Genomic DNA, 13,752 nt, shown 5'->3' with positions numbered 1-13,752 from the left:
CTGGATCGCGCCGTCCATGCGAAGGCGCTTGCGATCGAGCGGTACGACGAACGCATAGCCGATGCCGAGACGACCTGGGCAGCGGAAACTGCCGAGCCCGCCCGCACTTGCCGGTCCGCCGAGGCCGCGGCCGAGATCCTCGGCTGGTCGGTACGTGAGCTCCGACGTGTCATGAAGGCCGAGCGAGAACGGCGTACGTCGGATCAAACTCTGGCAGGAGGTTCCGATGGCGACTGTTGACTCGGATCCACTCTGGGACATCGAGCAGGTCGCGGCGTACCTGAACGTCCCCAAGCGAACCGTCTATCGATGGCGAACGCTCGGCTACGGCCCGCGAGGCAAGAAGGTCGGCCGGCACCTGCGGTACCGCGCGAGCGACGTGATCGCCTGGTTCGCCGAACTCAGCGACCAGATCCTCGACGAAAGGTGGGACTGACCGATGATCGAGATCACGCACACCCCCGACGAGGGCACTGTGGCCTGGGGAGCGCCGATGGACGGCGGGCCGGCGAAGGTCCTGCAAGCCGCCAACTGGTGCTGGTCGCGTCACCTGGACGCCTGGCACGTCCCCGGATCGCGCTACCAGGCGGTGAAGACGTCTCTGGTCGATGGGACCATCGCGGCGCTTCGACAGGCAGGCTTCGAGGTCTCCGTACAGATCGATGACGAGATCGACCCTGCGCGTACTCAAGGCTGGTTCTCCCTCAATCGGGTCGGGCGTCAGATCGCACGTCTGGAGGCGAATCGCAGAAAGGTCCATCACCAAATCGAGGAGCACTTCCGCACCATCGAGGTCAGCGGTGAATCTTCCGTGGCCACGGACCTGTTGTCGATCCGCATACTCATCCGGCGGATCGACATCGAGGATCGGCTTCGCCACTGGCACGATGTAGCCGACGGGTTGATTGCAGGTACGCCGGGCATCGCCTGGAAGGGCGAGTACGTCCGGCTCTATGCTCAACGGGGGAAAGGTTGCCCAAGGCGACCAGAAGCTGGTCGTCAGCAAGACAGAGCAACGCGGGACCAGCCGAGCGGCGTACGACGACATCACCGGTCAGCCACCCGCCGATGGGCTGGACGAACCGTTGCCGTAGTCAGCGCTCCTCACCGGCTCGTTGGTCACGTGCAACGTCGTGAAGCTGCGGCGGACAACCTCCTCGAACCGTGCGGCGGATGCAGGCGCACCGACGTAGTCGATGATCAGATGTTCACCGAGCCAGGCGCACACCCGGTGCAACGGTTCGCCATGCTGCAGGTCGGTCCAATCCACTGGTGTTCTCCGAGATGTTGGGCCCTGCCACCGACAGGGGAGGCGGTGGCAGGGCCGCGTCCTCGCCAGGGTCGGCGAGGGTTGGAGGGGCGCGACCGACGCGGACGTGAGGCTCACACGCCGGCCTCGCCGGTCTAGAGGGGGTGCAGGCCGATGCCGGCGGGCGCCGGGTCCCCGTCCGCAGCGAACGGATCGGTATCCAACCACCGGATCTCGGATGCGCCCATGTGTCCGTGGATGTCCAGCAGTTCGCCGATGCCCGGCCAGAACGCAATGCACGGGTTGTGGCCGAGCCAGTTGACGGCCACCCACCGCTGACCGTCCTCGTTCGGCGGGAACTCGACCAGCAAGGCGACAACGCCAGTACCGCTGACTCCTGATGGATCGCGACACCGGTACAGCTCCCCGCGGCGCATCAATTCCGTCTCCTCGCTCTACTCCGGTGACGGCCCGAGGACTCGGTCGGGCGTGCATCAAGGCTCGCCCTTCCGGCCCGGACAGGAGAACCGTGTCTATGGACAGTTGCAGACATTTCGCGTTGTTGTCTCAGCAGGCAAGGAGACGAATGTGCTCACGAACGCGTCGGCCGGCTTCTGTACGACGGTGTTGTGTCCGGCGACGCACGTTGGCGAGCTCTACGACGCTCTGCAAGCACTTGCCCTTCGCCTGCAATGCGATCGTGCGCTCGTAGAACCCGACGACACCCTTGCCTGGTCGGCCAGCAGCGCGATCTCGGCAAACACTGACATCCTGCGGGCAAGGACGTTGACCTCGCCACCACCCGCGGCGATGAGCAAGGACTTCTCGGTGCTGTGCCTGCGCGGGGCTGCAGGTGCGCTGGTGTAGGTGAACACGCGGCTGGTCCAAAGACGTCCTCGGCGACCCGGCTGGGTCGTGAGACAGACCGTCGTCGATCACGGTGGCCTCTCGCCGTAGTCCTGGACGCACGTCGCGACCCTCTCCCCGTCTGACCGGTCCGATCCGCACATCGATGACCTGCTACCTGGCGACCTGCACAGCAAAGAGACTGAACGGTCATCGGATTCGCAGCCGAGCCGGAGGACTGCGTGGCGCGCCCGCGACTGTCGCACCGTTCACTGGGCCGATCAGATCGATATCGGAACGAGCGAAGAGGACCTCCTCGTTGAGGTGTTCCTCGGCAACGACGACTGCAGCTCGCGACCTACTACGAGCATGCGACCCTCCGGATTCGTCGACCTCGGCCCGAAGCGCGGGTGCTGCAACGCATCACACTCTCGATCGGCCACCAGTGCTACCAGAAGCCGAACGGCAGCTGGGCCAGTGGTGCGCAACGGGTGGCCGTGTTCGAAGCGGCTGTGGACTGCTTCATCTCGGGACCCCGCAGCTCACCCTGTGCCCGCGATCGATCCTCCTGGACCGGCGTGGCCGTGCGGAAACCTAGGGCTCCGCCCGCACCGCCCCGGCTGATCTTCATGCTCACCCCGCTGTCGCCGGCTCGCGGGTTGGTTGATCTTGGTGTTTGCGTACCGGATTGGGATCGGCCTCGCCGCGATCGCCCGATCTCGGTTTCGTCGGCCGGTCCGGCGACTCCGCCGACCCGGCCGTGATCACCGACTACAAGAAGCCGAAGGACAGACGTTTGAGCCGGCAAGAAGCTGGTCAACGAGCTGATCGCGGTAGACACAGCGATCTCGGCGCTGTGTGGCGGCCAGGTAGCAGCACAGCACGATGGTGACGGCGTACACCCGTCTGCATTCCCATACCTATCGCCAAGGCAGGAAGCCACCACCATCCACGACCAACCGGTCGCAGCGGGGCCCGGCCGTGCCTCTCATCGTCCTCGGTGACGTACCGACCGGCGCTGTCGCCCCCGCGAACTGCTCGCCGATCCGTGCATGTCGCCCACGACGAGTGGGCGGGCCTCGGACGCCGCCCTCGAACAGGTTCGCCCAGGATGCTGGGATGCGATGACCGTCGACCTGGACTTTCGCCCCGCCCCGCTGTCCGATCCGATTCAGCCGTGGCGGCCAAGGCGGTCGGCGCGGACGTGGTGAACAGACGAGCGCCGCTTCTCGCCGAGCCTTGCTCAGGTTCGAGGATGCCGAGAGGCGAGCGTTGCCGGCTAGTCTCGCTGGGTCGGGTCGTGGTCGGGGTGTTGGCGGTCGAGCCAGGCGGGCCAGATGCGGCGGGCGGTTTCGATGCGGAGGCGGCCGCCGAGGTGCATCGAGCGGGCCACGCCGCGGTAACCGGGCAGCACGCCCGACGCGATCAGGATGTGGCCTGCCAGTATCGGCGTGATCAGGTACGTCGCCCAGCGGTGTATCCGTTGCAGCCAGACGAACCCGGGTCCGCCGACGACGAGGATCAGACCGACACCGCTTGCGACCAGCGCCGCGAGCAGGATGATGAGTACGACGTTTGCGACGCGCTGACCGGGGTCGAAGTGGCCGCGGTGGTGCGCGAACCTGCCGGTGAAGATCGCGGCGGGCCAGCGCACGAACCAGCGGAGGTCGCCGCGGTCAGCGCGCACGGTTTCCACTGCGAAGGTGCGCGCGGCTCGGAGACCGAAGGTGATGGCTACTGCCACCAGGCCGGTGAGGACCCAGCCGGCGATCGTGTGCAGCGTCGTGTCGGCGACGCCGGTCCAGCGCGCCAGGATGCTCGGACGGCCCTCTTGGCCGGTGCGCAACCACCAGCCGGTTCCGAGCAGGATGAGCACGACGACGTACACGGTCGCGTGGTACCAGCGGGTCCGTCGGTTGTAGCGCTCGATCGTCGTTCCGGCGCGGTGAGCCGGCTGTCGTCGCATCGTCAGTACCCGTTCCCGTACTCCGGCTCGGACGACGACTGCGTGGGGCTGGGCGCCGGCCCGGTCCCGGTGGCGAGTTCGACCGGGATCTCCGTCTCCGAACCGGCCGGCGAGTGATTCGCGTTGCGCAACGAGACATGGATGATGTGCTTGCCCGGGGCAAGCCCCAGCGGCTGGCCGCTCAGGGTGGCCTTCATCCCCGCCTCGACCGTCGCGGTGTCCGACTCGACGACCAAGTAGTTCTCCGAGTCGTCGTCGAGCCACAGATGGACGTGGTGCTTGCCGGTGTCGGTCGGGCCGAGTGGCTCCGCGGACTTGACCTTGACCGTGAACGGCAGCGTGACCTTTGCATCCTTGATGGGCTCGACGATGGAGAGCGAAGACCCACCACCGCTACTGTCGGCGTCCTCCTCGTTGCCGCAAGCAATCAAGGCTAGCGGGGCCAGCAAGGTCGCCAGGGCGACTCCTACCCGGAGTCGGTGACTGTTCCGCATGGATTCCTCCTGTGTGTGTTCATCGATGGGGTACGGCGAGGCGCACCAGGACCCGGCCGTCGGCGGTCACCACGTCGAATCCGCGCAGCCGGTCGGCCGGGATGGTCGTGGTCGCGGGGATGTCCGCGGTACCGCGATAGGTCGCCACCCAGGTGGCGGTCACTTCGGTCCGGCCGTCCTGGGAGCGGGCGACCAACGAGCAGCGTTCACCCGGGGCGACGCCGGTCAGGTTCAGCCGCAGACCGGTCTTCGCGCCCTGCGGAGTCATGCTGAGCGTCGCAGTGACCTGCGTTTGCTGATCGATCGACTGGATGGTCGAGCCGGCGGTGACGGCGCCGGGGTCGTCAGACAGGTCGGTCATGATGCCGACCGCGAGGACCGTCGCGGTGGCCGTCACAGCGGCCGCAGCGCGCAGCCGGTTCCGTCGGCGTTTCTGGACACGACCCTCAGTCGCGAGGGTGCCGAGTCCGCGTTCCACCGGAGGCTGCTCGGTGATCAGGCGCGCGACCTCCTCGGGTGGCACCTTCGACAGCCAGGACGGGATCCAGGCAACCTCGCTGAGTGCTACCCGGCACTCGACGCAATCCTCAAGGTGCCGTTGCACCTCCGCCTCCTCATCAGGCGACAGGCCGCCGAGAACGTACGGTCCGAGAGAGGTCTCCATCGAGCAGGTCATGGGCCGGTCACCCCGCGTTCTTCCAGTGCAAGGCGCAGCGCGTGCAGCGCGTAGTGGACCCGCGAGCGGACGGTCCCGGGCGGCAGTCCGCGTTCCGCGGCGATCTCGGGCGTGGTGCAGCCGCGGTAGAAGTAGTCGATGAGCACGGCGCGGTGCTCGACCGACAAGGACTTCAGCGCGTCGGTGACTAGCGCGGCATCCAGGGCGGCGTCGACCTCGCTCTCGCTCCGGAGCGTCGACACGGGGAGTTCGGCGTTCGTCTCCGGCGGCCGGGCCGAGCGCCTGCGGTGGGCATCGATCACCAGCCGTCGCGCGGTCGTGAACAGCCATGGCCGGACCTGCTCGGCCGGGACCGGCCCAGCCTTCAACCAGGCACGAAGCAGAGTCTCCTGAACGATGTCCTCGGCGAGTGCGCGGTCGCCGGCGGACAGCCGCCGTACGAAGGCCAGCAACGCCGAAGCATGCTGTTCGTACAGCGCCCGGACCGCCCGCTCGTCCACCGGCCGCACACCGCTCACACACTGGACTACGCACCCGGATCGTGCAGTGTTCAATCAGTCGCGCGACGCCGTTCGCCACTAGGCTTTTCGAAGCCGACACAGTTGGCTACTCGCAGCCCGAGAACTCGGCGCCCTCCCACACCACGCGGGAACGCAGCGAATCGGTGCAGGTGCCGGAACCTTTCCGCGGGCCTGATGACCGTGGTCGAGCCGGTGGCCCTGCCGAGTGCGTACAGGTACATCGAGCCGCTGGCCTCGTCGGTGCCGGCCAGCAGCGTCCCGTAGCGACGTCGCCGCCGACGAGGGAGTGCAGGCGCCCGGAGTCGTACACCAGGTCGAACAGGTCGAACCTCGGCGACCAGCCTCCTGTGCTGGGCGAGGTAGGGGCCGGGGGAGGCCACGGAATCAGGAGCGGCGGTGGCGGGCCAAGGAGCGGGATGTGTGAGCCGGAAAATGAGGCAGGCTGAGTAGCAGGTTTTGCCCCACCCTCTCGGTGCAGAGCTGCGGCCCGGTTGCACTGCCACGGACGTGGATCCTTGGACCAGTGGTTCCGTTCGGCCACTTGAGATAGGCATGGCCACGACCGGTGCCGATCCAGCGCGCGAGATCGTCGGCGGGGCTCTCCTCGATAGTCCCTTCGCCGCCGCACCAGCGCACCGAACGGATGGTCCGGTTGTCTGAACTCATGTGGATCCCGGTGATGAAGACAGTGCGATAACTCGACAGGCTCATAGCCCCCTCCCGGTTCCGACATGACATCGCTATCAAGTCGCGAGTGCCGAGGCAACCCCGACGGAGCAATGTCACCGACCGGTCTCGGTCCATCACGCCGGGTTGTCGATCGATGATCGGGTCTCGCGGCCCTGACTGTAGGTCGGGGTCACGAGAAGGAAACGGTTCGAGTCATGGGCGGCTGTGGCGCCGCAGCGCGGGTACCAGAACAGAGCGACGAGCAGAGGTGAGGGCCATGACGACGGCTCTGTTGGTAACTGCGGCTGCGTTGACGCTGCTGGCGGCAGGCCGGATTTGGCTTGCCTACAGGTACGGCGAGCTACGACACGGAAAGACCCGCACGCGACGAGCGCGTCCGCTCTAGAACGCCGCGTCCTTGGGTTCTGGCGCTGCCCGGCCGGGGTTCGACCATCCGGATGTGGTGATCGTCCGATGTGCGACGGGTGACCGCGACGTACAGCCCGTGCATTGAACCCACGGCGGTCGCAGCGCCGACCCGAACCGGCGCCGGCGCGCCCACGCATGTTCGTGTACGAGCACGGCGGGGAAGGAATCGGGAGCTGGCAGCTCGCCCAACCATTGCGAACCATCCGCTCGGGCGAAGGTGCCTACCGGGCCGGTGCCGTTCACACGGATAGACACTGCCGAAAGCAGGCCAGACACAACGGCAAGGACCGGCACGGGTCGAGGGCGATCGAGGTCGCCGTCGCACGCTCGGAGCCGGGACGAGATCCATCTCACGCTGCTTACAACCCAGTTGTGTCAGCCGGTGATCACCTGGAACGGACGCACGGCGAGTCCCGCACCACTCCACCTCGCCGACCAGGCCGATCTCGAGCATCCACAGCCTTCCAAAACCGGAAGACGACCAGATCGAGCAGTCGGGGCCCGCCGCGCGCCCGCATCGCCGGGAGCAGGCTGTTGGTTGTCGCCGGCAACCGACAGTGACGTTCGAGAGCGCGTCAAGTGCTCTCCAGCGGCGTTGTACTGACGCCCGTTGGTGACGGGTTCGGGTCGTGGCTGCTCCGGTCGGGTTCGCGATCCTGGGTGATCCGGCTGAGCTGGCGGGCGAGGTGGGTGTAGTGGGTGCTCTGTGCGTACGCGGTTCGTGGCGGCTGGTTTCCCAGCGGTGTGTGACTCACGATCGCGTATCGCTCTCTGTACGCTGCGATCTCTCGTAGCAGGTGCTTCGACAGCTGTGGCTCCGGATCGGCGGCGTTTTCTAGTGCGTCGTACCAGTTGGGTCGTTCTGTGGCTGCTTGGCGTGCCAGGTCGTCGGCGCGTTCGGCGATCAAGCGCTCGAGTTCGCGGAGCGCGGGTAGAACTGTTGAGCCGGTGGCTTGCGGTGCCGGGGTCAGCAGGCCCGCGATCGTCGCAGGGTGTTTGCGGGACCTGATAACGAGACGGGTGACCCGCTCGTGGAGGACGGCTGCGGTGTCGTGCGCGCTTGACAGTGGTGACTGTGTCACGGCTTGGCGCAGCACCCTGCCTGGGGCGAGGCCTACTGACTCGGCTCGGCGAAATTCGGCGATGAGGGCGCCGTACGCCGGTGATGCCATCACGTCGGCCTGCTCGCCGGAATCCAGGCCGCACGTCGCGAACGCTTGTTGGTAACGAAGGCGGGCGTCATGTTGGCAGAGGTAGTCATGCATCGGGATCAGCCGGTCCAGGCGCGTGGCGTTATCGAGTTCTTGGCGCATGACTTCGTGCGCGGATTGCTCGACGCCGGTGTCGTTGAGGACGGCTTCCAGAACGTCCTGCATGGTCTGTTCGGGGTGGGGTTCGTGCAGGTCTGAGTTGGTCTGGTGGGTCGCCACGTAGGCGCGGTTCGAGGTGTGGCCGCGGGTCATGCCGACGTACATGAGGGCTCGGGTGAGGTGGTCGGTGACGAGGAGGTGGGCGGTGTCGACGGTGGCGCCTTGGGCGCGGTGGGCGGTGGTGGCGTAGGCGAGTTCGACGGATTCCTGGACGTAGGCACAGGGGAGGGTGACGGTGTTGCCGGCTGAGTTTTGGACGGCGAGGGAGCCGTCGGGCCAGCGGTGGATGACTGTCCAGTGGTCGCCGTTCTTCACGAACTGCCGGCTGCCGGTGTTGCTGCCGTAGGGGAGGTGACGGTTGTTGAGGCGGGTGACGATGTGGTCGCCGTTGTGGAGTTCGATACCGTCGGGTTCGACCTCGCCGGTGGTGATGCGGTCGAGGCGGGCGCGGGCGTTGAGTCGGGCGACGGTGGTGTTGTCGGCGGCGATGAGCAGGCTGGTGCAGCCGCCGGTGGTGGTTGTCGTAGGTGTCGATGGCGGTGAGGTCTCCGGCGCGGAGGGCGAGGCTGGCGTCGCGTTCCCACGGGGTGGTGAAGCGCCAGACGTCGGTGAGTTCGGCGGCCTTCGTGTCGCTGGCGATGAGGCGGAAGGCGCCGCCGGTGTCGGCGGCGGAGAGTTGGGCGTCGTCGCCGACGAGGAGGAGTTTGGCGCCGGCGGTGTTGGCGGCGCGGGCGAGTGTGGCCAGTTCCATGGTGCTGGCCATGGAGGCTTCGTCGACGATGACGAGCTGGTTCTCGCGAAAGCTCCATCTGTCGCGGTCGGCTTGTAGCGCTGCGAGTTGTACGGCGAGCCGTTGCTGGCGTCGTCGACGGCGCGACCGAGTGGCGAGCTGTGCGGCGTACTCGGTCTGCTGGATCATGCCGCGGCGTTGTTCGGCGCCGAGGCCGGCGGACTCGTAGATCCATTTGGCGATGTTCTCGGTGGGGATGCCGGTGGCGTCGGCGAGGATGGTGGAGGCTGCGGAGGACGGGGCGAGGGCGATGACGGATCCTTCGCCGTGTGTGTCTTGCCAGCTGGTGGTGAGCGCGGACAGGAGGCTGGTTTTGCCGGTTCCGGCGGGTCCGATCAGTGCTTCGAGTGTCTGGCCGCTGGTGCCGATCCGGTGGAGTGCCCGAGTCTTGTCGGTGCTGAGACCGTGAGCGTGGACGGTGGGAACGGTCGGTCCAGTTGAGTCGTGCGCGAGTTCGAGCAGGAGGGATTCGGCGCCGAGGATCACGGGGGAGGTGTAGATCTGGCCGTTGTGGATGGTGAAGACGCTCTCGCCGTCGGCTCTCGTGACTGCGGTTGGCACGAGTTCCGGTGCGGTGAGGATGATGGAGCGCTGCTCTGCGCTTTTGACGATGCTCTCGAGTGCAGCGAAGCGGTCGGCTGCTGAGGTAAGCCGGAGCAGCCGGGGCTGGCGTGCTGCCTCGGCCAGGAGGTTCCATCGCGTCCAGGTGGCTCGCTTGGTCTGGAGCGTGAGGACGGTCGCGGCGCCGTACGCCTCGATGGTCTCCTGGCTGAGATCGGCTGCGGTCAGTGCGCGGCCGCCGGTGCGTTCGAGTGAGCGTTGGATCGTTGCGACGGCCTCGCGACCTACGGCCAGTTCTGCGCGTTTCCGCCAGCTCGCCATGAGCTCGGCGAGCGGTTTGGCGGCGTGTTTGGGTGGGCGGTTGCGGAGGGTTGCCTGCTGCCGAAGGACGTACATTTCGCGTCGGCTCGGCGGGTGGGTCGGGTCTCCGCGTTCCTCGAGAAGCGCGGTCAGGTTCGCCTCGATCTGCTCGGTTCTGGCCGAGAACTCGGCGATGAGTTCGTCGGGTACGGCGTCGATGTCGAACGCCGGATTGCGCTGGGGACCGCGTTCGCGGAGCTCCCAGTTCACGCCGAGACGGCGCGACAGGTTGTCCGCGAGGAACACATTGTGGATCTCCGACATGGCAACCGCGGCGCGATACAGGACGCGACCGTCGAGCGTTCGCCACGCCCCCTCCGGACCCTGAACCCGGTTGGCGACAACGACATGGGTGTGGAGTTGAGGGTCGCCGCTGCGGGTGTCCCAGTGATCGAACGCTGCGGCGATCAGACCGCGGGTGTCGACCTGCGCGATGCCGTCCTCGCCGGTCCGGGTGAACGCTGCGTGCTGCTCGACGAACGACAAGACGTCCTCGACGGCTTCGTGATGCGCCGCGACGATCTGCTCTTGTGTCCCTACGTCGGCGGTAGCCCACAGCGCCGAGACGGATTTCACGGGGGAGAAGGTGAGGTCGAACCCGGCGACCGCTTGCCGCGACTTCTTGCGCATCTCGTCCCGTCGGATCAGCGCGATCGAGTCCGCACGTTCGGCCTCGCTGAGCGATGGGGCGAGACCACGAACTCGCTCCCGGATCCGCTCCTCAGGTCCTTTGAAAACTCGATACACGCCGGCCAAGCGTCTTCCCCGTCAACGGATCCTCCGCGCGTCCGAACAGCGCGGCCATCTGTACCTCGGTGACCTCGCTCCCTGGCAGAAGCCGACCACCACCGACATCGCCCAGCCCTCGACCCATCCACCGCCCAGGAGGGTAGCCGGACTTCGTGTAGTACGCCGTCAGCGGCGTCGCCAGGCGCCGGTCGACATCGCCGGAAGCGATGTGCCGCAACAGGTACTGGTACCCGTCACCAGCGCTGAGCCGATGAATGCTCAGCATGCCGGCCCGCTCGCAGGACGGAGACATCGATGACGCGCCAGCCGACTCATGCCAGCTCAACGCGCGGCCAGCCCAGAGCCGCTCGGGACACCCCCTGAATCACGATGACCGGTGGTGAGCTCTCCTCGACAGTCGCCGCCGAACCGCTCCTCGGTCTCCCAGAGCAGGTCACTGAACCACTCATCGGCCAGGCTCCTGGTGATGGCTGACCCACGAGCCCCTTGCACGATCGCCTCGCACAGTTGCTCCTCAGGGTGCCCAGGGACACATCATCAACCGGAACGAGCCCTGCAGCGCCCGGAATCTCATCGCGGTCGTCCGCGGAACCACCATCTGCGCTGCTGGCGTCGGATGCGGATCGTCGTACTGGATTTGAGTGCTTTGGAAAGCTGCCGGTCATTCGGCGATCCATGTCGCCGATCGACGACAGCTACCGCTAGCGTGTCGCTGTCAGATCGCGACAGATGCCTTCCCACCGACCAGCTCGGGAGCACAAACCGGAACATCTCGCCCCGTCGCCAGATCGCATCCAATCGTTTCGGCGACAGAAACGCCTCGAATGCAAGATGTGTAACGGGATTCGGTCTGTGGTTCGGCTCGGTGGGCGCGCTCGCCTGGGGGCTCACGGCGTTGGGCAGGGGCGTACTGCAGGTTCAGGACGATCGGCCGCCGATCGCCGACCGCAGTCATGTCCTGCAGACCGGAAGGATCGTGCTGCCGGCATGGCCGAGAGTCTGCTGAGCGATCAGCGGATGCGGACGGCGTACCTCGGCGAACTCTGAGCTTTCGTCCAGGCGCGCAGTCGGTAGCCCGGATCCGCTGGTGCCGACCTACTCCGGGCGGTACCAGCAGCTGCTCATGGGAGTGAGAACTCCTGGGTCTGTCGGTTGAAGGTGCCCGAGCGCAGCACGCGCGACCGGTCCAGGTCGGGTGGAGCGATGACAGGTGGCTCAGACCACCCAACGGTGACCGGACTGGCCGGATCGGTGAAGTCGGTCACCCCGGTGTCGGCCTGGCAGTGACCCCACCGATTGCGACCTATCGGCCGCTCCGCAGCGGCGCTGTCTGTGCTCGCGGTGTTCCGCAGTCTGTCCGGACGCGAGATCAGGAGGAGAGTCGACAGGCAGGTTTGGACGCCGGCGGAATCCGGGAGTAAGAGATGATCACTCGACGGCTGTCGGGCGTGTACGGGGAACGCGATGGGGTATCGGTGCAGCGCCGACCCGAGCAGGCGAGTGGTCGTGGCTACTGGGGCGGTGGCGTCTGGTTGTGCTGGGACTGACTGCGATGGTGCTCGTCTGGACCGGCCACACCCTCACCTGGGGGTGGTTGGCCGAGCGTCTTCCGGCCGGCGTACTCCTCGTGGGCGTCGTACTGCCGGCCACCCGCATCCTGCCACGCGTCCGTGGGCGGCTCCTTGCCGCCGGTGTCCTGGTCGCTCTTGCAGCCTTTGCACTCCGATGAGATACCGCCAAAGTCCGGCCTGGGGGAAGAATGGAACGGGATCCGCCTGGAGGGTCGTGATCGGGATGACCGGGCAGCGATGGATGCGTAGTCACGGGTTCGGGAGCAGTCCGCTGCGGCGCCGGGGCGATCGGATCGAGTTCGCGATCGTCTTGGGCGCGTTGCTGGTTGCGCTGTTGATGATTCCGGCTGGCGCTGGTGCCGCTTGATCGGCGTCGGGCGCGGGACTGGGAACTCGAATGGCAGCAGCTGGACCGGCGCTGGCGGCATCCGCAGAGCTGACCTCGCAGGAGGTGGCTGCGCTCAGGCCGGGCCGGACGATGCGTCGACGAGCGCGGCGAGGCGGTGGAGCTCCTCGAGGTGCGCGGAGCTGAGCTCGGCCAGTTTGCGAACTCCCGCGGCGGTCAGGGTGAGTCGTACGACGCGGCGGTCGTGCTCGTCTGCCCGGGTTCGGGTGATGAGTCCGAGCCTTTCGGTGCGGTCGATGAGCTGTACGGCGCTGTGGTGACGGGTGCACAAGTACGCCGCGACTTCGCTGATGGTCGGTCCGCGCCGGTCGGCGTGACCCCGGATCGCGAGCATGAGCTGATGTTGCGCCGCGGTCAGGCCGACGCCGGCCGCCTGGTGCTCACTCCAGCGCAGAAACTGACGCAAAGCCGAGCGAAACGCCAGCAACCGCGCGTAGTCGGGATCGCCGAGATGCATAGAGCCGGACTCCCTTGGGGTCTGTATCCTGAAGTGATAATATCACCCTGGGATATAAGCAGTATGCGCGACCGGCCGGGCTTCTGGCCTACCGCATCCGGTACGCCGAACAGCCGCGACGGTTGCCCGTTTCCGAGCAACACGCAGCGACACGCACCGTTCCGAAGGGGTGGCGAAAGGAACATGGCTACCGAACCCATCAGCATGCACCCGGACATCGCACAGCTGCGGGCGAAGTACGAAGCGGTGGCGGAGACGCAGACCGCGCAAGCCGTCGAGGGACTCACGTTCCTGGCCGGGCTCTACCTGGCGATCTCGCCGTGGGTGGTGGGGTTCACCGGCTTCACGACGTTGACCGGCAACAACCTGATCGTCGGCATCGCGATGGCGCTCCTCGCGATCGGCTTCGCGGCCGCGTACGAACGGACGCACGGCATCGCGTGGGTCATGCCGCTCGTCGGCGCGTGGACGATCGTCGCGCCCTGGGCGGTCAGCGGCGATGTCGCGACCACCTCGACGATTCTGAGCAACGTCGTGACCGGCGGTGTCGCCGTACTCCTCGGCCTGGGAGCGATGGCGATCGGCATGCGACGCAAGAGCTGAGACACGCGTCCGCCACCGCGAACCTGCCAACCCG

18 protein-coding genes and 2 pseudogenes are annotated in these 13,752 nt (G+C 66.9%); 9 read left to right on the top strand and 11 right to left on the bottom strand.

Translation table 11 applies throughout. The features are described 5' to 3' along the window. Positions 1 to 226 precede the first annotated feature (226 nt). The gene (locus ABD255_RS18725) at positions 227 to 436 is read left to right on the top strand and encodes a helix-turn-helix transcriptional regulator (protein WP_344215580.1); all 210 of its coding nucleotides are present in this window, start codon (positions 227 to 229) and stop codon (positions 434 to 436) included. A gap of 3 nt (positions 437 to 439) precedes the next feature. Further along, the gene (locus tag ABD255_RS18720) at positions 440 to 1,408 is read left to right on the top strand and encodes a hypothetical protein (RefSeq protein WP_344215578.1); all 969 of its coding nucleotides are present in this window, start codon (positions 440 to 442) and stop codon (positions 1,406 to 1,408) included. On the opposite strand, the gene ABD255_RS18715 is transcribed toward ABD255_RS18720, so the two are convergent. Beyond that, the gene (locus ABD255_RS18715; RefSeq protein WP_344215577.1) at positions 1,405 to 1,686 is read right to left on the bottom strand and encodes a hypothetical protein; all 282 of its coding nucleotides are present in this window, start codon (positions 1,684 to 1,686) and stop codon (positions 1,405 to 1,407) included. The two genes, ABD255_RS18720 and ABD255_RS18715, sit on opposite strands and share 4 nt — an antisense overlap. A 151-nt stretch (positions 1,687 to 1,837) precedes the next feature. On the opposite strand from ABD255_RS18715, the gene ABD255_RS18710 reads away from it, so the two are divergent. Beyond that, positions 1,838 to 2,116, top strand: coding sequence for a hypothetical protein (locus tag ABD255_RS18710; RefSeq protein WP_344215575.1), 279 nt, complete (start codon positions 1,838 to 1,840; stop codon positions 2,114 to 2,116). Between the two features lie 1,258 nt (positions 2,117 to 3,374). On the opposite strand, the gene ABD255_RS18705 is transcribed toward ABD255_RS18710, so the two are convergent. The 5 genes from ABD255_RS18705 to ABD255_RS18685 all read right to left on the bottom strand — a co-directional run bounded on the left by ABD255_RS18705 (position 3,375) and on the right by ABD255_RS18685 (position 6,463). Next, entirely contained in the window at positions 3,375 to 4,061 is a 687-nt protein-coding gene (locus ABD255_RS18705; RefSeq protein WP_344215573.1) for a cytochrome b/b6 domain-containing protein, read from the bottom strand. Between the two features lie 2 nt (positions 4,062 to 4,063). Next, positions 4,064 to 4,555, bottom strand: coding sequence for a hypothetical protein (locus ABD255_RS18700; protein WP_344215572.1), 492 nt, complete (start codon positions 4,553 to 4,555; stop codon positions 4,064 to 4,066). 19 nt (positions 4,556 to 4,574) lie between these two features. Next, the gene (locus ABD255_RS18695; protein ID WP_344215570.1) at positions 4,575 to 5,219 is read right to left on the bottom strand and encodes a zf-HC2 domain-containing protein; all 645 of its coding nucleotides are present in this window, start codon (positions 5,217 to 5,219) and stop codon (positions 4,575 to 4,577) included. An 8-nt stretch (positions 5,220 to 5,227) separates the two neighbouring features. Then, positions 5,228 to 5,749, bottom strand: a complete 522-nt coding sequence (locus ABD255_RS18690; protein WP_344215568.1) for a sigma-70 family RNA polymerase sigma factor — start codon at positions 5,747 to 5,749, stop codon at positions 5,228 to 5,230. A 387-nt stretch (positions 5,750 to 6,136) separates the two neighbouring features. Beyond that, positions 6,137 to 6,463 carry a hypothetical protein gene (locus ABD255_RS18685; protein WP_344215566.1) on the bottom strand — a complete coding sequence of 109 codons (327 nt, stop codon included), beginning with the start codon at positions 6,461 to 6,463 and terminating at the stop codon, positions 6,137 to 6,139. Between the two features lie 604 nt (positions 6,464 to 7,067). Between ABD255_RS18685 and ABD255_RS43755 the strand changes: the two genes are divergently transcribed. Next, positions 7,068 to 7,454: an RNaseH domain-containing protein gene (locus ABD255_RS43755; protein ID WP_425554456.1), complete on the top strand. Its 387-nt coding sequence runs from the start codon at positions 7,068 to 7,070 to the stop codon at positions 7,452 to 7,454. Here the strand turns inward: ABD255_RS43755 and ABD255_RS18680 are convergent. Continuing rightward, entirely contained in the window at positions 7,426 to 8,325 is a 900-nt protein-coding gene (locus ABD255_RS18680) for a hypothetical protein (protein WP_344215564.1), read from the bottom strand. The two genes, ABD255_RS43755 and ABD255_RS18680, sit on opposite strands and share 29 nt — an antisense overlap. Positions 8,326 to 8,340: 15 nt before the next feature. On the opposite strand from ABD255_RS18680, the gene ABD255_RS18675 reads away from it, so the two are divergent. Next, entirely contained in the window at positions 8,341 to 8,469 is a 129-nt protein-coding gene (locus ABD255_RS18675) for a hypothetical protein (protein ID WP_344215561.1), read from the top strand. A 319-nt stretch (positions 8,470 to 8,788) separates the two neighbouring features. Here ABD255_RS18675 and ABD255_RS43750 read toward each other — a convergent pair. Then, positions 8,789 to 9,496, bottom strand: a pseudogene (locus ABD255_RS43750) (AAA family ATPase); the annotation flags it as partial. Between ABD255_RS43750 and ABD255_RS18665 the strand changes: the two are divergent. Next, the gene (locus ABD255_RS18665) at positions 9,455 to 9,655 is read left to right on the top strand and encodes a hypothetical protein (RefSeq protein WP_344215556.1); all 201 of its coding nucleotides are present in this window, start codon (positions 9,455 to 9,457) and stop codon (positions 9,653 to 9,655) included. The pseudogene ABD255_RS43750 and the gene ABD255_RS18665 overlap by 42 nt on opposite strands. A gap of 270 nt (positions 9,656 to 9,925) precedes the next feature. Here the strand turns inward: ABD255_RS18665 and mobF are convergent. Continuing rightward, positions 9,926 to 10,678 (bottom strand): annotated as a pseudogene (mobF, locus tag ABD255_RS43745) (MobF family relaxase); the annotation flags it as partial. Then, positions 10,653 to 10,946, bottom strand: a complete 294-nt coding sequence (locus tag ABD255_RS43740; RefSeq protein WP_425554455.1) for a relaxase domain-containing protein — start codon at positions 10,944 to 10,946, stop codon at positions 10,653 to 10,655. The gene ABD255_RS43740 and the pseudogene mobF, both read right to left, overlap by 26 nt. 1,159 nt (positions 10,947 to 12,105) lie before the next feature. Between ABD255_RS43740 and ABD255_RS18655 the strand changes: the two genes are divergently transcribed. Further along, positions 12,106 to 12,228, top strand: a complete 123-nt coding sequence (locus ABD255_RS18655; RefSeq protein ID WP_344215551.1) for a hypothetical protein — start codon at positions 12,106 to 12,108, stop codon at positions 12,226 to 12,228. After that, positions 12,216 to 12,410, top strand: a complete 195-nt coding sequence (locus tag ABD255_RS18650) for a hypothetical protein (protein ID WP_344215549.1) — start codon at positions 12,216 to 12,218, stop codon at positions 12,408 to 12,410. The genes ABD255_RS18655 and ABD255_RS18650 overlap by 13 nt, the downstream gene beginning before the upstream one ends. Positions 12,411 to 12,713: 303 nt before the next feature. Here ABD255_RS18650 and ABD255_RS18645 read toward each other — a convergent pair whose 3' ends face one another. Then, complete coding sequence (locus ABD255_RS18645) at positions 12,714 to 13,115, bottom strand: MarR family winged helix-turn-helix transcriptional regulator (RefSeq protein WP_344215547.1); 402 nt, start codon at positions 13,113 to 13,115, stop codon at positions 12,714 to 12,716. 183 nt (positions 13,116 to 13,298) lie between these two features. Between ABD255_RS18645 and ABD255_RS18640 the strand changes: the two genes are divergently transcribed. Next, positions 13,299 to 13,718, top strand: a complete 420-nt coding sequence (locus ABD255_RS18640; RefSeq protein ID WP_344215545.1) for an SPW repeat protein — start codon at positions 13,299 to 13,301, stop codon at positions 13,716 to 13,718. Positions 13,719 to 13,752: the final 34 nt, after the last annotated feature.

Source organism: Kribbella sancticallisti (assembly GCF_039530625.1).
Classification (GTDB): Bacteria; Actinomycetota; Actinomycetes; order Propionibacteriales; family Kribbellaceae; genus Kribbella; species Kribbella sancticallisti.
This window is presented reverse-complemented; position numbering and strand designations above follow the sequence as displayed.